Below are 19483 nucleotides of genomic sequence, written 5' to 3' on the forward strand. Positions count from 1 at the left end.
TGCCATATAACGCCGCAATATGGGGCGCATAAAAGCTTGGCTATAATAGGTACGAAGTGACGCAGCCAAGCTTTTTGCGTCCCATTCATTATTGCTTTGTTATGTGGCGATTACACATATGCCAATATTTTTTTCCATGGCCTCTCATACTCGATGGCTATTATATGCCTGCCCTCAAATTCGACTGAAACACCACTCTTTAGCTCACTTGTGCAATATGGGTCGTTATCTAATACACCTTTATATAAGTCGCCACTTTTTTCGGTAACAATAACCCACATTCTTTCAATTTCACAAGCCTCCTTGCCATCATCCGTAAAGGAAATATTAAACATTAACTTTACGATATCGCCTTGGCCAACGAGTGCCTTTTTCCATTGTTTAGGGATGAAAAATGTTGATGGAAATTCTTTATTCCGAGCAACGCCATCTTCAAGATACCAAGATACAGCCATTTTCCTCTCGACACATAACGCCGCAATATGGGGCGCACAAAAGCTTGGCTAAAATTAGGAACGAAGTGACGCCAGCCAAGCTTTTTGCGTCCCATCATAATTGCATTGTTGGCTAGAAGCTTACCTAAAAGCTGAAAATTAGCACAATACAAATACCGTAAATAAACTTAGAAAAATGAACTTGAGAAACGCACAAACGTAGCGACACTAAAGTCCATTTTTATAAATTAACTTGAAGCGACAAGCAAACAACGCAAATGCCGCTCAACGGTAAGCAAGGTTGAAAAACCAACTTACATACAATTGGTGCGTGGCGACTAACAAGTTAACGGAACAGGCAAATAAATGCCAGCACCACGAAAACAAACACCACCAGTTTAACTACTTTTAACTAACGAAACTTCTAGCTAACGCCGCAATATGGGGCGCATAAAAGCTTGGCTATAATGTGCGAGGTACGAGCGCAGCCAAGCTTTTTGCGTCCCATCATAATTGCATTGTTATATGCGACCTGCTTTGAGCGCTTGCTTAATACAATATTTAGCAACCAATTTATGAAATGGTTTTATAAACGCCATATACATTTTGCCAGTTTTAGTTTTTAAATTTACTAAAGTGGAAACAGCAAACTCTTGCTCTGATAATTTTAAAACTGATAACCACATATCCATATTAGGCTCAAAAGCACCACAAATAACTTCATCAGGTTCGACAGACTCAATAATAAGAAAACCAGCTTTTTTACCTGATTCTATATCTTCTAGAGGTAAACTCATTTCAGTATTGCTAGCAGAAAAACCAATGTATTTAACAATTGAATTACGTAAAGATAAGGCTAGCTGTACTGGTTTTGGCAAATACCCAAATATGCTGTGATATACATTTTTCGCTTCTAGGTCGACTTTATTAACCTGCACTTTAAATGAATCTCGGTAATATGAGTTTAATTCTTTACCATTAATCTTTGTTTCTACTGGGAACTCTATTTCTGAAACCATGCTTAACCTCCTTGAGCATATAACGCCCGGTTATGGGGCGGAAAATGCTTGGCTAAAATTAGCGACGAAGGAGCGCAAGCCAAGCTTTTGCGTCCCATTTATAAACCGCTTGTTATGTGATTTACCATTCGGCTGCCTTTAACTTACTTGCTGCAACTCTAAGTTCATCTTTGGTGATACCTATGATTGTTTGAAAATCATTATCGTCTAGACCAAAGCCTAGATTGTGTGCGTTTAACGCATTGATGATGCCACCGAGTTCTTGTGAGCTAAGCATATTAGGTGAAACTTCTTGAACTACTTCATGTAGTTTATTGGCTACTGCATTTTCGATTGGATTAACCACGACTATATCCCCTGATTCTTCCAGATCTTTTATTGCCTTGATTAATATATCCTTTAGAACAGATTCACTCATACTTTTTATTCACATAACGCCGCAATATGGGGCGCATAAAAGCTTGGCTAAAATAGGAACGAAGTGACGCGAGCCAAGCTTTTTGCGTCCCATCATTATTGCATTGTTAGCTAATGCTGAGTTCTTAAAACTTAACCCGCAAACAACGCAAAACCAAATAGCAACTTACCAACTTCTTTTTTAACTGCGAATTTAGCAGCAAAAAGAAGCAGACCCGAACAATGCCGAGTGCTGTAAGTAAACTTAGAAAAATGAACTTGAGTAAACGCACAAGCGTAGCGACACTAAAGTCCATTTTTATAAACCAACTTCAAGCGGCAGGCAAACAACGCAATAGCCGCTCAACGGTAAAACAAGGCTGAAAAACCAACTTACCAACAACTGGAGCGTGGCGAGTTGGTGTTACTTTTTAGTACAAAATAACCAGCAACTCGAAAACCTACAACGCCAATTTTTAATTCATTACTACGTTAAGCACTTAGCTAACGCCGCGGTAAAGGGTGGAACAAAGTTGGCTAACATTTTTGCTCCGCGAAAATTTGGCCAAGCTTTTTGCATCCCTTTGACTGCATTGTTAGAAATGCCCAACAACGCAAGAGTTGCATAAAAACGTCCTTTACCGACAATTAAAAACGAATGCTTAAACTTAACGCAAAAAGCTGCGATAACCAACAATTAAGCAAACAATAAATTGGTTTAAATTTAGCGCATTAACAACGCAAAACTCACCAACAACTAAACACTAAAATGCCAATTTAACATGGCACGCAAAGCTAAATTAGAAAAAGCAGCCAAGCACACAAATGCCTCATTTGAAGCCGCTTACTTTTAAGATTTTGCTATTTCTAACGCCCGCATAAGTGGCGCAATAAAGCTTGGCTATACTAAGCGAAGAATGAGCGCAGCCAAGCTTTTTGCGTCCACCCTTAATGCGTTTGTTATGTTTACCTATACGCCTCTTCGTGCGTAATACCTATACTTACCAATAAATCTTCAAAGAAACCAATATCTTTTATTTCACGGTTATTTTCGTAGGTTAAGCAAAGCAACATTCGCATTCTCACGACTTTTGAATGGGCTGTATTATCGCCATTGTTTTTATCAACCCAAGCCCAAAGTTTGTTTCTCATTTCCTCTAGCTCTATTGGCTTGCCATTTAGCCAATATTCTTTAAGTTGCTCAAACGAGTCGTTCGCTAGTTGACTATTAGGTACACGCAGCCTTTCCAGCCAATAAATCATGTGCTTAGCATAGTCATTATTTTCGTTCATCGAAATCAGTTCACTGGTAAACATAACGCCGCAATATGGGGCGCGAAAAAGCTTGGCTAAAACAGGAACGAAGTGACGCAGCCAAGCTTTTTGCGTCCCATCATTATTGCTTTGTTATGTTACTTACACTGTATTTTTGCTGTGCTTTTTTCCAAGCAGTTTTACTGAGAAAACCAATGCTCGACACTATAAACACTGGAAGCGTAAATACAAATTGAAAACTCATTACAGTATTTATGCTTAACTCTCCTGATTCAAGAGAAGCATATACTCCGAGCAAAGTGCTAAATATTAATGGTGGAAAAACAGAAATACCAATTATTAGCCATGCTTCATTAATTGATGGTATTTCATAATTTTTTCGTATCAGCATGACCCGCGCTCTTTCCATTGGAACAATTAAGACTAATAGTCCAATTAACGATGCTGGCTTAAAAGTGAAATACAAAATAACTGTTGCAACTAACAATGGTAAAAACCATTTTAAATATTCTTTTAAGAACTCGGATACGTGCATATGTAACATAACGCCATAAAAGCTTGGCTAAAATTAGGAACGAAGTGACGCGAGCCAAGCTTTTTGCGTCCCATCATTATTGCATTGTTATGTTTTATATTTAACCCGAACAAAGACAGCAACACCTAGCAATAAAAGGCAACTCAATAATATAAATTGAGAGCCAAGCAGCATTCCATGACCACAATCGCAGCATATATAGAAGTTGCGTATATAGTACACGGCCGGAATAAATAAGACAGTGCCAGATAAAAAACAACTCTTCAGTAGATGCTTAATAAAATATGTTTTAGCTGTAATACAGGCTAGGACAAACACAAAAAAACTAACCAGCATGAAATAATTCGATTTTTCATAACTACCATCAGACGCAAAACAGGCTAACGAAACAGGACTAAAAACGAGCAAACCGAATAATACAAACGACCTAAAAGCATTCATAATAAAACATAACGCCGCAATATGGGGCGCATAAAAGCTTGGCTAAAATAGGAACGAAGTGACGCAGCCAAGCTTTTTGCGTCCCGTTCATTATTGCTTTGTTATGTGGCTTTTCAAAAACTCTGGGGCTAAGTCAGCGCCATTAGGCCAAACAACAGTTTCTAACTCAGGATCAACTGCTAGTTGCGAAAAAAATTGTGGATTGGTTAGCGGTTCAAACATAGAACCTTTAAGTCTATTTGTTAAATCAACTTCACCAGAAGTGCCATCATCAAATGACACCCAAAGTTTCATTCCTGATGTATGTTTTGCAGATTTGACATGAAGCATAAAGTTACTCCAAAGGTGCTATGTAATTAAGTGGTTCACCAGCTTGCGCTTTTTGCCAATTATCTTCAAGTTCAGGTTTGTGATATGAAATCCATTCTTGAACAAATTTAACCGCTCTTTTCGGCAACTCGCCTTCTATAATTTCGCCATCAAAACTAAACAAGGCTTCATAGCCAGAATATTTAGCATGAAAATGGGGTGGATTATGATCGTTAAAATACATAGCGATAATAATTCCATAGAAACGACTAATAATTGGCATAAAACACTAACCAGTAATAATTTCTCATGATCGTACTCAAATAATACGCCGTGTCAAATTAGCCACATAACGCCGTAGTAAAGGGTGGAATAAAGTTGGCTAACATTTTTGCTCCGCAAAAATTTGGCCAAGCTTTTTGCATCCCTTTGACTGCATTGTTAGAAATGCCCGACAACTCAAAGGCTGCATAAAAATGCCCTTTACCATTAATTAAAAAACAATTGCTTAAACTTACCGTAAAAAGCTGCGGTAACCAACATTTAAGCAAACAATAAATTGGTTCGAATTTAGCACGTTAACAACGCAAAACTCACCAACAACTAAAAACTAAAATGCCAATTTAACATGGCACGCCAAGCTAAATTAGAAAAAGCAGCCAAGCACACAAATGCCTCATTTGAAGCTGAATACTTTTAAGATTTAACTATTTCTAACGCCCGCATAAGTGGCGCATAAAAGCTTGGCTATACTAAGCGAAGAATGAGCGCAGCCAAGCTTTTTGCGTCCGCCCTTAATGCGATTGTTAGCTTTGCACGCAAATTTACAGATACTTTTCTTCAAATTCACTTTTCATACCATGAATTTCGCCTTGTATTCTTTTACTAGCAGAAACCTCAATTTCCATTTTTAATACTTTTTTAGAGTAAGGATCATAATAAACTTTTACCATATCATTTTCTCTTAAACCTGAGCCAAAATTTCTAGGAGCAAAAGTGTAATTTTTTTGAAAAGTAAATTTTTGGTCATTGACCGTAAAAGACTCATTTCTAGAACGAATGTTGAATTTATGATCGCGAATTCGACCATTTATCATGTGATAGGTTTGATTAATTATTTGCTCTCGAATTGCGAGCTTAGACGTTATAAATTGAAAGGTGCTAGGCAAGAACAAGATAAAAGTGACAGAAATTAACAATAATTTGTTCTTTACCTTTGAGTTGCTACGACAAACGTAAATAAACGAAATTACAGGAATGAATAAAAAGGAAATAAACTCGAAATCAAAAACTGCATTTTTTCCAAGTTCATAAAAAATAGAGAATTCCAAGATGTATCCCTGTAAAGCTAACGCCCGAATATGGGGCTGATAAAGCTTGGCTAAAATTGTGTAGCGAAGCGGAACCGAGCCAAGCTTTAGCAGTCCCACATAATTTGTTTGTTATGTTTACCCGCCAAAGAACTGCCCGCAAGAAGGACATTTATGGCTGGCAAGATCCGCAAAATCTTTGGGAATTTCTGAAAGCCTTATTTTGCTTTGACTTGTATCATAACAACCAGAACAAAATGGACCATCACCGGACTGAGAATAATAAGCAAATACCTTAAATATTAAATCAGACTCAATTTCCCCACGAGAGTGCTTTAATTTTGTTAGTTCTGATTTTAGTTGCGCATTTTCCTCTGTGACTTGGGCTAATGCCAATTTAGTATCGGCAATTTCTAAGCTTAACTCAGCTAGCACATTTTTAAACTCGGCATCTTCAATGTTTTTGCTTATTGCTCGTAAGCGCTGAGTTAGTGCGACTGCATTATTTATAGATGACAAGAATTCATGCACTGGACTCTCCTTGTAAACATAACGCCCGCATAAGTGGCGCAATAAAGCTTGGCTATACTAAGCGAAGAATGAGCGCAGCCAAGCTTTTTGCGTCCCATCATAATTGCTTTGTTATGTGTATTTACACTAGATTTTTGAATATCGCAGGTGTTAGTAACATACAAAGCAAAACAACAAATGCCGATACAAACGCAAGGCTTTGGATCGACTCAACTTGAATGAATAATGATATCAGAGAACAAACCAAGATTGCTATTTGACTGAATCCAATTACACGGCGGTTAGAACTTTTTCCTGGCCCTTTAAATACCCACAGCAATGTAATTGGCAAAGCTAAAAGCAACAAAATGAGTAATGGCAGCATTGCTCCGGCTCCACCGTGTGTCACTTAGCCCTCCAATACACATAACGCCCGCATAAGTGGCGCATAAAAGCTTGGCTATACTAAGCGAAGAATGAGCGCAGCCAAGCTTTTTGCGTCCACCCTTAATGCGTTTGTTAGGCACGTTTATTGTAACGCCAATTCTGCCCATGCTTCTGACCGAGATACGGACTCAAGAACATACTCACGATTCCCAAATGCACTATAACTCCTATAGGACCTAAGCTTATAATAGCCTTTAATTCTCAAGCCAATAGGATCGTCACTCATATTAACGGCAAACATTTGGATATCATCTTCTTCTCCTTCAAAGTAAATCCAAGTATTTGTATTACAAACTCCAAATTGACTTTCCGTATTTTTCAAATAGGCTGAATCTAAATCAGAGAACCTATCCAAACACACAGAAACAGCATTTTCTCCGTTTATCGAACTTTTTGAAACATCAATAAAAGATAGGTATGCATTAACATTTCTATCTTTAGACATATAATCGTAGGTTAAGCCTGCCGGAGACATCCCATGTTCAATACTGCCATTTCTCATAGCTTTGTATATTGCATCCGTTAATTCTTTAGGCATCACAGATATATTGAAACCTTGTTTAGGTAAGGAAATGTCTAAGTAAACTATCTCTGCACTATTTTCCCTAAAAATCTCCCAAGTTGGTAATTCCTCAGCGAAAGCAAAAAACTCTTCGGTATTTATGATTTTATACTTGTAAGAAGGAATTTTGGGCTTTGCTTGAAGCGGTTCTGTTCTTTGTTGATAAATAATAGGATTACCATTAATTTGTGTGTTACCGACCCCGTCAACAGTGACACTACCTACCGTAATGTTATCACTTCCCGATACGCTGTTAGATAAACTTGCTTGCTTTGCGTCCGTTGAAGCAAGTTGCCACGTGACACCTACTATTGTTGCGAGTCCTGCCGCCATGCTAAGTATGGTTAAATATTTTTTCATATTATTCCTATATATGAGTAAACCTAGTGCTTAACGCCGCAATATGGGGCGCACAAAAGCTTGGCTAAAATTAGGAACGAAGTGACGCGAGCCAAGCTTTTTGCGTCCCTTCATAATTGCATTGTTGGCTAGAAGCTCACCAAAAGCCTGAATTTAGCACAATACAATTACCGTAAATAAACTTAGAAAAATAAACTTGAGAAACGCACAAACGTGGCAATACAAAAGTCCATTTTTATAAATTGACTTGAAGCGACAGGCAAATAAATGCCAGCACTACGAAAAAAACACCACCAGTTTAACTACTTTTAACTAACGAAACTTCTAGCTAACGCCGCAGTATAGGGCGCAACAAAGTTGGATTATATTTTTGCCCGCAAAAATTAAGCCAAGCTTTTTGCGTCCCATATGACTGCATTGTTAGAAATGCCAAACGACACCAATGCTGCATAAAAACGCCCTATACTGGCTTACAAAAACAGTTGCCTAAACTTAACTTAAAAAACTGCGATAACCAACATTTAAGCAAACAATAAATTAGTTAAAATTTAGCACGTTAACAACGCAAAACTTACCAACAACAACGCCCTAAAATGCCAATTAATTTGCACGCCAAGCAGAATTAGAAAAAGCCAACAAGCACACAAATGCTTCATTCGAAGCTGTTTACTTGTAAGGTTTTACTATTTCTAACGCCGCAATATGGGGCGCATAAAAGCTTGGCTAAAATTAGGAACGAAGTGACGCAGCCAAGCTTTTTGCGTCCCCTCATAATTGCTTTGTTATGTTTATTTTACTGCGTTCTACAAGTTGAATGAATATTTAAACCGCTTTTAATTGGTTGCGGGCTAGACAACAAGCTTTCAAATGAACAAACAAATTTAATATCAGGAGCCCATGCTGGTGTTCTCATGTGAGACATATATGCCCATTTTTTTACACCATCAGGCGAAACGAAACACAAATTGAAATAATCAATACTGTCGAGTGGAACTGCCCACCTGACCAAAGACCACCTTTGTGTTTTTTCAAAAATGAATTCCCCATTTTTATTTGTATCAGTTGAAATTGAGCGCTCATGAAGACAAGCATCCTCAGAACCATACGTAAGATAAACACTATACTCGCTTAGACCGACACCATCTTGAGTTAAAGTACCAGACAAATTTGGTATAACTGTATTTTTAGTTGGAAATGGAACGCAACCAATTAAAGCCAAAGAAACGATATACGTTATTATAATTTTGGTGTTATATCGCACGTTCACCTCAATAAACATAACGCCGCGATAAGCGGCTGAAAAAGCTTGGCTATAATTAGTGAGGTACGAACTAAGCCAAGCTTTTTTAGTCCGCCTTAATTGCATTGTTGGCTAGAAGCTCACCAAAAGCTAAAGATTGGCACAATACAAATACCGTAAATAAACTTAGAAAAATGAACTTTAGAAACGCACATGCGTGGCGACACAAAAGTCCATTTTTATAAACCAACTTTAAGCGACAAGCAAACAATACAAATGCCGCTCAACGGTAAAACAAGTTGGAAAAACCAACTTCAAAACAACTGGTGCGTGGCGGCTTAAAAGTTAACTGAACAAGCAAGAAAATGCCAGCACTGCGAAACCAACACCAACAGTTTAACTACTATTAACTAACGAACCTTCTAGCTAACGCCCGCATAAGTGGCGAAATAAAGCTTGGCTATACTAAGCGAAGAATGAGCGCAGCCAAGCTTTTTGCGTCCACCCTTAATGCGATTGTTATATGGCATTACTCAATAAACTGAACGTTAGCATTAGCCGCTTTAAGAGCTTGGAGCAAGCCCGTAATGTTAGTTGCATTTTTTAAATCGAAGGTAACAGTGCCGTTTTTTAGTAATTCGTCAGTAATTGATTTTGATGCTTTTAAACCAATTTGTGTATTGGAATTAAATGCTTTATCCATTGAAACTTTTTTGAGATTTTCATAACCAGTAATTTTAATACTAGGCATAGCAAAGTTCCTTATTGACATATAACGCCGCAATATGGGGCGCATAAAAGCTTGGCTAAAATTAGGAACGAAGTGACGCAGCCAAGCTTTTTGCGTCCCTTTCATTATTGCTTTGTTATACGTCGCTAACGACACTATCTAGCAACAGAAATAACATAGCATTACCTAATGGGCAACGATATACACCTAACCCGCCGATTTCTCTTAAAGCAACAGCTGACATTTCCCAACCTTCGTTTTCACCAGCGCTAATTGTAGGTGTATCAAATATATCGAAACCTGTTATTTTAGAAAGCCCTTGCAGCCTTTCTGACGCTTTTGTCATATGCTCTGGCAAAGATTTATTTGCCCATGCCCATTGAAAAGAATTGCTTTCTTGAACTGTGGAGCAAACCAAATTTACTTTTATTCTTAGCTGAGCATCTGATTTGGAAAAAATAATTAAACCATTTTGTGTATCAAAGTCGAATCGTTCAAATGAGCCTAGCCCTAATTTTTCTTGTGTTTCAGTGTTTTTATTTTCCATTTCTGAAAAACAATTATCGATGTAATCATCGAATTTTTCATCAGACCACATTTTTTGACCTTAGACGTATAACGCCGCAATAAGTGGCGCATAAAAGCTTGGCTATAATTAGCGAGGAACGAGCGCAAGCCAAGCTTTTTGCGTCCACCGTTAATTGCATTGTTGGCTAGAAGCCTACCTAAAAAGCTCAAGATTAGCACAATACAAATACCGTAAATAAACTTAGAAAAATGAGCTTGAGAAACGCACTGGCGTGGCGACACAAAAGTCCATTTTTATAAATTAACTTGAAGCGACAAGCAAACAAAGCAAATGCCGCTCAACGGTAAAACAAGTTGAAAAAACCAACTTCAAAGCTGGTGCGTGGCGACTCGAAAGATAAATGTTCAACGTAAACAACTTTCAGCAACGCAAAAACCAACGACACCAATATTAATATTTTTAAACTTTTTTAACTAATAAAACTTCTAGCTAACGCCCGCATAAGTGGCGAAAAATGCTTGGCTATAATTAGCGAAGAATGAGCGCAAGCCAAGCTTTTTGCGTCCACCCTTAATGCGATTGTTATGTAGCAATTGTCGCCAACACGTTGTTTTCAAGATCTAAAATTTGAACATCTTCCTTTGTAAAAACTGAAATGCAGGCGTCCAGACCTATAATTAAATACTCTTTATAAATATTAGATGAGTGCTGCATTAAGAAGCCTTCCCTTTGTGACTCTTGCTCAAACCAACCACCAGAAGAAACTTTATACACCCAACCTTGAGACATATTTATTTCAGACCAATTTTCGCTGAGGTCTGCTTCATCGAGAAGCCTTAAAGCGCAAGGACCAAATTCATTATTAAATCTAACCTTAACTTCTTTATTTTCAGACGGACAAAATACATCTATAACAGCCTCGTCGAAGTTCCACTCTAAGTTTGTAACTTCAACATTTACGCCTGTAAATGGTATATCGGTAATGACTGTTGCTTGAATCATACTCTTGCTACATAACGCCGCAATAAGCGGCTGAAAAAGCTTGGCTAAAATTAGTGAGGTACGAACTAAGCCAAGCTTTTTAGTCCGCCCTTAATTGCTTTGTTATACCCCGAACTTGCACTGCAGCACCAGTAAAAAATGACAACCATAAAAATAAATAGCCACATATTGCTGCTATGAATACATCATAAAAAACCAACCAATCAAAGGTTGCTACCCCTAGCCAAATACAAACAGATATAAGTGGAATAGGCAGAGATAGCCAACTCGAAAAAATAACACCATGTTTGTAAGTAAAACAACGTGTTCGGTATATAGCTTTGCCCAAACTAAAATATGCAGCCAATTGAAAAATAAATACGGAAACAGCCAATACCATTAACGCAGGGATGCTTCGTATAGGAGCATTATCTGGGGTGCCATCAGGATTCACAAAGTCATAGGTTAGGAAAAAGTAAAACAAAATAGCTAGAGGTATCAAAAAGGATGCGCATGTTGCTCTGACTATAAGCTTTGGATTACTCATAAATTCCTTTTAGGGGTATAACGCCGCAATATGGGGCGCAATAAAGCTTGGCTATAATAAGCGAAGAATGAGCGCAGCCAAGCTTTTTGCGTCCCATTCATTATTGCTTTGTTAGCTAGTGCTGAGTTTTTAAAACTGAACTCGCAAACAACACAAAACCAAATTAGCAACTTACCGACTTCATTTTCTAGCAATAAACTTGCAGCAAAAAGAAGCAAACACGAACAATGCCGAGTGCCGTAAGTAAACTTAGAAAAATGAACTAGAGGACATGCAAAAGCGTGGCGACACGAAAGCTCATTTTTATAACTTCACTTCAAGCGGCAGGCAGACAATATAAATGCCGCTCAACGGTAAACAAGGTTAAAAAACTAACCTACAAACAACTGGAGCGTGGCGAGTTGGTGTTACTTTTTAGTACAAAATAACCAGCAACTCGAAAACTTACAACACCAGATTTTAATTTTTAACTAAGTTAAGCACTTAGCTAACGCCGCAATATGGGGCGCATAAAAGCTTGGCTATAATAGGAACGAAGTGACGCAGCCAAGCTTTTTGCGTCCCATCATAATTGCATTGTTATACATGCTGAAGCACATTAGTTCAATTTGTTGTACTCGGACTTTAAACGAATGAGAGCCGATAAACACATTAAAATAATTACCCCCCAATAAAACAGAGCATAAAGGTCGCCAGAAATCACATTAAACAACCCAATTGACACAATACAAAATAACTCCAGCACTGCGAGGACATACGCCCACTTAGACCCTTTTTCCAACCCAAAGATAACTAACCAACTAATGACAAGCAAAGTTATTGAAATAGGCGTAAAGATGTAGAAATTGGACACTTGAGCTTTATTAGTAATTACTCCAACAACGAGCGCTATATGCCCAACTATCGTCACAAGCAAAATTATCAGAGATAAAAAACGAAAACCTAATCCTTGTTTGTGCAAGTTAAACTCCAATTTTTAAAAGTATGTATAACGCCGCAATAAGCGGCTGAAAAAGCTTGGCTATAATTAGTGAGGTACGAACTAAGCCAAGCTTTTTTAGTCCGCCTTAATTGCATTGTTGGCTAGAAGCTTACCTAAAAGCTGAAGATTAGCACAATACAAATACCGTAAATAAACTTAGAAAAATGAACTTGAGAAACGCACAAGCGTAGCGACATAAAAGTCCATTTTTATAAACTGACTAGCAGCGACAGGCAAACAATACAAATGCCGCTCAACGGTAAAACAAGTTGGAAAAACCAACTTCCAAACAACTGGTGCGTGGCGGCTAACAAGTTAACGGAACAGGCAAATAAATGCCAGCACTGCGAAAACAAACACCAACAGTTCAACTACTTTTAACTAACGAAACTTCTAGCTAACGCCGCAATATGGGGCGCATAAAAGCTTGGCTATAATAGGAACGAAGTGACGCGAGCCAAGCTTTTTGCGTCCCTTCATAATTGCATTGTTATGTACAATTACTCCGATGTTTAAATAGATTTTTGCGATGCACTATCAGTTGATAAGTTATATATGCTCCATCCAAGGTATTGTTGCAGGAAGTAAACAAACATCGACAACAAGTGAAAACGGAGCATCGATACAAACGCCATGCGCGCACGCTAAATCAAAGTGCTTAATCGTGCCAGAAAAAACTTTGTTTTTAATTGCGTTATCGTTGAGTGTTTCAATTGACACACACCCTGATACAGCCAGTATCGAGAGCGACAACATAGTTAATGAGTACAACCGAACCACAATATTCCTTATGTACATAACGCCGCAATAAGCGGCTGAAAAAGCTTGGCTAAAATTAGTGAGGTACGAACTAAGCCAAGCTTTTTTAGTCCGCCTTGATTGCATTGTTAGGTGAATAATACACCGAACTATGAGGTTGATTGTATTTTTTGCCCACACTTGCAGCAATAAAAAAATTTACAAACAAACTCGTTAGGCAACAACCAAACTTGTAATTTACTTCGGTTAGTTTGCAGTTGCTCAACGACACTCCCTGAATGAACTAATGCTCTTTTATTACAACTCGGACATTTGAAAAAAGCTGCAATCATAATTGCAGACCAACCAAGCACAACAACAGAAACTAAAAATGGGATAGATAAGCCTGGATGTATAAAAAATACTGGAACAATAAGCCAAAACAACTTCGCGCTAATTGATGACGCAAGCCAGTAATAATTAAACAGAAGTTTATTCAAAACATAGTTCCCAGCAATTCACCTAACGCCGCAATAAGCGGCTAAAAAGGCTTGGCTAAAATTAGTGAGGCACGAACTAAGCCAAGCTTTTTTAGTCCGCCCTTAATTGCTTTGTTATACGTTTTTATACGAATCGTGCAAGAATTCTGAACTAGAATTTAGAGCCTTGCCGTTTACAGATAATGTAATATTGTTTGCTTGACCCACTTCAGAAATTGAACGAGCTCCATCAACAACACAAAAAAGACCGAATATTGCTTCGTCGACTGCCTCGATCAGAACTTGCTTTAACATAAGCTGATTTTCTGAACTCAGAGAGTTATACCAAGCGGAATGCTTTACTAGGCTTTCACTCGGACGACGGCCTGGAGGTGATTCTAAGTTTGCAATTGTGTCCTCGACTGCAGCCTGAGAAACAACTTCCTTGATTAATTTTGTAAATTGATCGACTTCCACAAAGTTCCTCAAAACGTATAACGCCGCAATATGGGGCGCATAAAAGCTTGGCTATAATAGGAACGAAGTGACGCAGCCAAGCTTTTTGCGTCCCATCATAATTGCATTGTTATGTTTCGATTAACTCGTTGTCTTTTAAAAACGTTATTGCATCTTCATAGCCACTATTGGCTGCTAAAAACATATAATCAATAGCGAGTTCTTCATCAATTTCACCACCTTCTCCTTCGAGCAACATACCAGCATAATAATATTGTGCTTTTGGAACCCCCATGTCGGCGGAGCCTTTTAAATATTCACGGGCTTTGACCATATTTTCAGAAACGCCGATACCATTTGCATAAACGGAAAAGAGTAAAAAACCTGATTTAGGATTTTTTCCGATAAATGAACGTTTAAGCCAAAATATAGCTTCATGAACATTCTTAACTACACCTTTTCCTTCAAGTTTCAGGGCACCGATTGCCAATTGTGCGGCAGGAGCTCCTTTGTAGGCATATTCTTCCATTAATTCAACGCCAACATCTAATCCTTCGGCTTTTGACGACAAAAGCTTATCAACAAATTCGGCATCAATTTCATTACAATTTTCACTGAAGAATTTGTTAGTTTTGGCGAGTAATTCATCGTCACTTAAATCTTGTTCAGACAAAGATTCTATAAATTTTTTTGCTTGTTCAATTTTAGACAACGGTCACTCCTTGAGAAACATAACGCCGCAATATGGGGCGCGAAAAAGCTTGGCTAAAATTAGGAACGAAGTGACGCGAGCCAAGCTTTTTGCGTCCCTTCATTATTGCTTTGTTATGTGTTTATACAACGGAGCCTAAAACTGCCGAGCTTAATATAAAAGCCAAACTTAGGAAGCTTCGCACTACCCATTTAACACGATTGCCAATTATTATATTAACAGCAAAAATTATGAACGAAACAAAACCGGCACCGATTAAAACACCAATAATTAAACCACCGATGTTTCCGCCTCTAAAATACTCAACCAATTCAGGTGTAAAGCTTTGACTATTAGTGAAAAGCACGAACATCCACAAGCAACCCAATATACCGAACAATAAGCCTAAACTTTCAATTTTCGTGAGCATAAAAAACACATAACGCCTCAATAACCGGCGCAGCTTTGCTGCGTCCGGCGCCGAAGGCGCGAAGTTGATTGATTTGTTAGGCATGATAACTTTAGTCCATTCTAGTCTTTGGTAGTACCTGTTGATCCGCTAGGTCAGGATGAAAAACGATCCACTGAAATGCACAATCGCCAAGAATGGTTTTATCTGCACCATATAGTTGGACAGAAAATCCATTAGAAGAAATACTTTTCTCATCTACCTCAAATGCGTATTCCTCATTAGTACTCAATATTTCAGCATGAGTTTGAGTTAAAATAATGCTTGGTTTTTGATTGTCTAGATCCATTTCAGGGTAATTTACTTCTATCGTTTCCAACAATGTACGTGTACCATCTGCGTACTTTTTTTGGCTGCTGCATAAAGAAGATCCAATGTGAACCAATTTCTTTACCTCTTCCTGAACAATAACTCCGAACTCCTTATCAGCAATTACAATTCTATTCCCTGTACTCAACGCCCACACAAAGGCTAAAACACCAACTACGAAAATGGCATTAACGATAAATTGGCTTGGCTTTCCTATACTTTCAAACATTGATGAGTCCTTTATTGATGTCTAACGCCGCGGTAAAGGGTGGAACAAAGTTGGCTAGCATTTTTGCTCCGCAAAAATTTGGCCAAGCTTTTTGCATCCCTTTAACTGCATTGTTAGAAATGCCCAACAACGCAAGGGCTGCATAAAAATGCCCTTTACCAATAATTAAAAACAATTGCCTAAACTTAACCTAAAAACCTGCGGTTACCAACATTTAAGCAAACGATAAATTGGTTTAAATTTAGCGCGTTAACAACACCGCCCTAACCTAATAAAACCAAACTAAAATGCCAATTAACTTTGCACGCCAACCAGCAATTTAAAAATAGCGAAGCACACAAATGCCTCATTTGAAGCCGTTTACTTGTAAGATTTTGCTATTTCTAACGCCGCAATATGGGGCGCATAAAAGCTTGGCTAAAATTAGGAACGAAGTGACGCAGCCAAGCTTTTTGCGTCCCTTTCATTATTGCTTTGTTATGTGGGTTCCTACTCAACACCAGCCTTAGAGACTCGTGTTTACTCAACACCAAAGCCTTCCGACCACAAATCACTATCCAGCTCAATTTCTGAAATAATGAAACCATCTGGATACATACAAAAACCTGAACATTCTAGCTTACGATTTTTAGCAGCGACTGCTTTTTCTTCACTAGTATATATTCCAATAGTTTTAACATCCTCGTGATTACCTTCCTCATAGCAATGCTCTAGAAGATAAACCCTCTTCAATCTGCTTTCTCCCTGAAATCACATAACGCCGCCATATGGGGCGCAAAAAAGCTTGGCTAAAATTAGGAACGAAGTGACGCAAGCCAAGCTTTTTGTGTCCCTTCATGATGGCTTTGTTATACACCTACAGCACCGTATAGGACAAATTTATTTTAACCCCTAATGCAATTGAAGCCTTTGCAACGAAATCTGGGAGTTCAATAATTCGTGAGTCGTATTCGGTAATAAAGGATACAAAAATATCTGTACTTAAAGGTTCAATATCGTGAGATTGCATAAAATTGCCAATTGCATCGACCAATTGACCATCCAAAGCCACTAACCCCACTATTTGTTTAGATTTAAAATGACGACCAAATTTCACATTGTGAAATACAGCTTCAAGTTCTATGGCCTGTTGTTGAGATAACTCAAGAAATCTAAAGCAAACATCTAATTTGATATCGGAATCCACTGATTTTTCCAATAGGTGTATAACGCCGCAATATGGGGCGCATAAAAGCTTGGCTAAAATTAGTGAGGTACGAACTAAGCCAAGCTTTTTTAGTCCGCCTTAATTGCATTGTTATATGCCGTTTTTATTTAGACACTACAAGCGATTTTGCTTTGCCTGAAATAAGTGGCCATATAGTTAGCCGTTGCGTCATATTGTAATAATCTCCTAAAAGTGAATTTTCAGGAATTAGAAATGGTGCCTTATCCATAGAGCCTATATATTTTGGTGAATCAATGAAGAAGATAAACACCTCATTAGCTAGAACTACGTCTCGATTCAACAAGCCATTAATAAGTGATTGAGCCTCAACAATGGTGATATTCGCTAGTTCATCACAAACAACATACACCGAAGCGGAATAAATAAAATTATCACCTGAACGCACTTCAACATCTTTACTACATGAAAATTCAGCGTATGAAACATTCGTAAATAATAGAGGTATAAACAAAACTAAAATTCTACTCATAGGCATATAACGCCGCAATATGGGGCGCACAAAAGCTTGGCTAAAATTAGGAACGAAGTGACGCAGCCAAGCTTTTTGCGTCCCATCATAATTGCATTGTTATGTGTTTTTACAACGATGCCAATTAGTTAATGCAGCTTTAACACACTCCCAAGTTTTAAACTCAGGAATATGGCGCTGTGATTTATGAAACTCGAATGATTTAGTTTCAATATTAAAACTTGAAATCGCATGTCCAATAAAATGCTGAGCATCCGTGTTTAACGACAGTGATTCAGCTTCAGTTAAAATAATGTCTTCCGAATAGCCAGCGAAACCTATTTCTTGGTGCAAAGATAAATAATTATTTCCTCGTTCATCAACATAGTGAACATATTTGTATGGCGACATGCTAACCACTCGAATGTTTGTAGGTTGTGAAATATTCATTATTTAAACTAAACACATAACGCCGCAATAAGTGGCGCATAAAAGCTTGGCTATAATAGGAACGAAGTGACGCAGCCAAGCTTTTTGCGTCCACCTTTAATTGCATTGTTAGCTATACTTTTAGGCAAGTGCCGATTTCATCTTCATCGAGTTTTTTGGTAACAAATTTAGAGTTTGTTAACTCGATTATTTCAGAAACAAACTTTGTATCTTCAAACGTCATTACTGCTTTGACTTCCTCAGAGTTTTTCAGCTCAGGGTGAGCGGCGTCAACAATCTCCGTTTCTTCTGTTTCCTCAACAAGTAAATTCCCTTCAATTTTCCATGGGCCCGAATAAGCAACTTTTAACCATATTTGCTCCTCATAACCACGTAGTTTGTAAAAATGAATATCGGTAGAGGTTCCGTTTGAACGGTATTCGACAGTATGAGAAACATCAAATATTCCAGCGGCTTCATCTCCGACAGTAAAAGAATCGCACACCCAGTTTCCGACAACTAAGGACTCTTTTGAAGAGCAGTAACAATGGAATGAAAATAATATCCAAATTAATAAGGTTAATCTCATGGCTACCCTTGTATAGCTAACGCCGCGGTAAAGGGTGGAACAAAGTTGGCTAACATTTTTGCTCAGCAAAAATTTGGCCAAGCTTTTTGCATCCCTTTGACTGCATTGTTAGAAATGCCCAACAACGCAAGAGCTGCATAAAAATGCCCTTTACCAATAATTAAAAACAATTGCTTAAACTTAACCTAAAAATTTGCGGCTACCAACATTTAAGCAAATAATAAATTGGTTTAAATTTAGCGCGTTAACAACACCGCCCTAACCTACAAAACCAAACTAAAATGCCAATTAACTTTGCACGCCAACCAGCGGTTGCAAAATAGCAAAGCACACAAATGCCTCATTTGAAGCCGTTTAGTTTTAAGATTTTGCTATTTCTAACGCCGCAATATGGGGCGCACAAAAGCTTGGCTAAAATTAGGAACGAAGTGACGCAGCCAAGCTTTTTGCGTCCCTTCATAATTGCATTGTTATACATGCTGAAGCACATTAGTTCAATTTGTTGTACTCGGACTTTAAACGGATGAGAGCCGATAGACACATTAAAATAATTACCCCCCAATAAAACAAAGCATAAAGGTCGCCAGAAATTACACTAAACAACCCAATTGACACAATACAAAATAACTCCAGCACTGCGAGGACATACGCCCATTTAGCCCCTTTATCCAACCCAAAGATAACTAACCAACTAATGACAAGCAAAGTTATTGAAATAGGCGTAAAGATGTAAAAATTGGACACTTGAGCTTTATTAGTAATAACTCCAACAACGAGCGCTATATGCCCAACTATCGTCACAAGCAAAATT

The 19483-nt window shown here is 38.1% G+C and carries 25 protein-coding genes; all 25 read right to left on the bottom strand.

What is annotated here, in order from left to right:
• Window positions 1–110: 110 nt before the first annotated feature.
• Window positions 111–455: a DUF2314 domain-containing protein gene (locus ACMZOO_RS00770; protein ID WP_440904789.1), complete on the bottom strand. Its 345-nt coding sequence runs from the start codon at window positions 453–455 to the stop codon at window positions 111–113.
• Window positions 456–955: 500 nt separating this feature from the next.
• Window positions 956–1453: a DUF2867 domain-containing protein gene (locus ACMZOO_RS00775; protein ID WP_440904791.1), complete on the bottom strand. Its 498-nt coding sequence runs from the start codon at window positions 1451–1453 to the stop codon at window positions 956–958.
• A gap of 121 nt (window positions 1454–1574) precedes the next feature.
• A complete protein-coding gene (locus ACMZOO_RS00780; RefSeq protein WP_440904793.1) occupies window positions 1575–1871 on the bottom strand; it encodes a hypothetical protein in 297 nt (98 codons plus the stop codon).
• Between the two features lie 944 nt (window positions 1872–2815).
• Window positions 2816–3166 (bottom strand): hypothetical protein, encoded by a 351-nt coding sequence (locus ACMZOO_RS00785; protein ID WP_440904794.1) that lies wholly within the window; start codon window positions 3164–3166, stop codon window positions 2816–2818.
• Window positions 3167–3245: 79 nt separating this feature from the next.
• Complete coding sequence (locus ACMZOO_RS00790) at window positions 3246–3659, bottom strand: hypothetical protein (protein ID WP_440904795.1); 414 nt, start codon at window positions 3657–3659, stop codon at window positions 3246–3248.
• Between the two features lie 531 nt (window positions 3660–4190).
• Entirely contained in the window at window positions 4191–4430 is a 240-nt protein-coding gene (locus tag ACMZOO_RS00795; RefSeq protein WP_016954324.1) for a DUF2442 domain-containing protein, read from the bottom strand.
• A gap of 4 nt (window positions 4431–4434) precedes the next feature.
• Window positions 4435–4692 (bottom strand): DUF4160 domain-containing protein, encoded by a 258-nt coding sequence (locus tag ACMZOO_RS00800; protein ID WP_016954323.1) that lies wholly within the window; start codon window positions 4690–4692, stop codon window positions 4435–4437.
• Window positions 4693–5233: 541 nt separating this feature from the next.
• Window positions 5234–5839 (bottom strand): hypothetical protein, encoded by a 606-nt coding sequence (locus tag ACMZOO_RS00805; protein WP_440904796.1) that lies wholly within the window; start codon window positions 5837–5839, stop codon window positions 5234–5236.
• A gap of 18 nt (window positions 5840–5857) precedes the next feature.
• Complete coding sequence (locus ACMZOO_RS00810) at window positions 5858–6250, bottom strand: hypothetical protein (RefSeq protein WP_440904797.1); 393 nt, start codon at window positions 6248–6250, stop codon at window positions 5858–5860.
• A 508-nt stretch (window positions 6251–6758) separates the two neighbouring features.
• Window positions 6759–7598, bottom strand: coding sequence for a hypothetical protein (locus ACMZOO_RS00815; protein WP_440904799.1), 840 nt, complete (start codon window positions 7596–7598; stop codon window positions 6759–6761).
• Between the two features lie 793 nt (window positions 7599–8391).
• Window positions 8392–8964, bottom strand: coding sequence for a hypothetical protein (locus ACMZOO_RS00820; protein WP_440904800.1), 573 nt, complete (start codon window positions 8962–8964; stop codon window positions 8392–8394).
• Window positions 8965–9367: 403 nt separating this feature from the next.
• Window positions 9368–9589 (bottom strand): hypothetical protein, encoded by a 222-nt coding sequence (locus ACMZOO_RS00825; RefSeq protein WP_440904801.1) that lies wholly within the window; start codon window positions 9587–9589, stop codon window positions 9368–9370.
• 115 nt (window positions 9590–9704) lie between these two features.
• On the bottom strand, window positions 9705–10166 hold the full coding sequence (locus ACMZOO_RS00830; protein ID WP_440904802.1) for a DUF6882 domain-containing protein: 462 nt from the start codon (window positions 10164–10166) through the stop codon (window positions 9705–9707).
• Between the two features lie 513 nt (window positions 10167–10679).
• A complete protein-coding gene (locus ACMZOO_RS00835; RefSeq protein WP_440904803.1) occupies window positions 10680–11099 on the bottom strand; it encodes a hypothetical protein in 420 nt (139 codons plus the stop codon).
• Between the two features lie 79 nt (window positions 11100–11178).
• Window positions 11179–11625 carry a hypothetical protein gene (locus tag ACMZOO_RS00840; protein WP_440904804.1) on the bottom strand — a complete coding sequence of 149 codons (447 nt, stop codon included), beginning with the start codon at window positions 11623–11625 and terminating at the stop codon, window positions 11179–11181.
• A gap of 2334 nt (window positions 11626–13959) precedes the next feature.
• Window positions 13960–14301: a hypothetical protein gene (locus ACMZOO_RS00845; protein ID WP_440904805.1), complete on the bottom strand. Its 342-nt coding sequence runs from the start codon at window positions 14299–14301 to the stop codon at window positions 13960–13962.
• Between the two features lie 109 nt (window positions 14302–14410).
• The gene (locus ACMZOO_RS00850) at window positions 14411–14992 is read right to left on the bottom strand and encodes a tetratricopeptide repeat protein (RefSeq protein ID WP_440904807.1); all 582 of its coding nucleotides are present in this window, start codon (window positions 14990–14992) and stop codon (window positions 14411–14413) included.
• A gap of 121 nt (window positions 14993–15113) precedes the next feature.
• Window positions 15114–15485 carry a hypothetical protein gene (locus ACMZOO_RS00855; protein WP_440904808.1) on the bottom strand — a complete coding sequence of 124 codons (372 nt, stop codon included), beginning with the start codon at window positions 15483–15485 and terminating at the stop codon, window positions 15114–15116.
• A 7-nt stretch (window positions 15486–15492) separates the two neighbouring features.
• On the bottom strand, window positions 15493–15978 hold the full coding sequence (locus ACMZOO_RS00860; RefSeq protein ID WP_440904810.1) for a hypothetical protein: 486 nt from the start codon (window positions 15976–15978) through the stop codon (window positions 15493–15495).
• Window positions 15971–16153 carry a hypothetical protein gene (locus ACMZOO_RS00865; RefSeq protein ID WP_440904811.1) on the bottom strand — a complete coding sequence of 61 codons (183 nt, stop codon included), beginning with the start codon at window positions 16151–16153 and terminating at the stop codon, window positions 15971–15973. Before ACMZOO_RS00865 ends, ACMZOO_RS00860 begins: the two co-directional genes overlap by 8 nt.
• A 344-nt stretch (window positions 16154–16497) precedes the next feature.
• The gene (locus tag ACMZOO_RS00870; RefSeq protein ID WP_440904812.1) at window positions 16498–16710 is read right to left on the bottom strand and encodes a DUF7336 domain-containing protein; all 213 of its coding nucleotides are present in this window, start codon (window positions 16708–16710) and stop codon (window positions 16498–16500) included.
• A 124-nt stretch (window positions 16711–16834) separates the two neighbouring features.
• Window positions 16835–17164 (bottom strand): hypothetical protein, encoded by a 330-nt coding sequence (locus ACMZOO_RS00875; protein ID WP_440904813.1) that lies wholly within the window; start codon window positions 17162–17164, stop codon window positions 16835–16837.
• Window positions 17165–17288: 124 nt separating this feature from the next.
• Window positions 17289–17675, bottom strand: coding sequence for a hypothetical protein (locus ACMZOO_RS00880; RefSeq protein ID WP_440904815.1), 387 nt, complete (start codon window positions 17673–17675; stop codon window positions 17289–17291).
• Window positions 17676–17774: 99 nt separating this feature from the next.
• Entirely contained in the window at window positions 17775–18104 is a 330-nt protein-coding gene (locus ACMZOO_RS00885) for a hypothetical protein (protein WP_440904816.1), read from the bottom strand.
• 112 nt (window positions 18105–18216) lie between these two features.
• On the bottom strand, window positions 18217–18672 hold the full coding sequence (locus ACMZOO_RS00890; protein WP_440904817.1) for a hypothetical protein: 456 nt from the start codon (window positions 18670–18672) through the stop codon (window positions 18217–18219).
• Window positions 18673–19483: the final 811 nt, after the last annotated feature.

Origin of the sequence: Catenovulum sp. SX2 (assembly GCF_052056295.1) — a bacterium.
GTDB lineage: Bacteria > Pseudomonadota > Gammaproteobacteria > Enterobacterales > Alteromonadaceae > Catenovulum.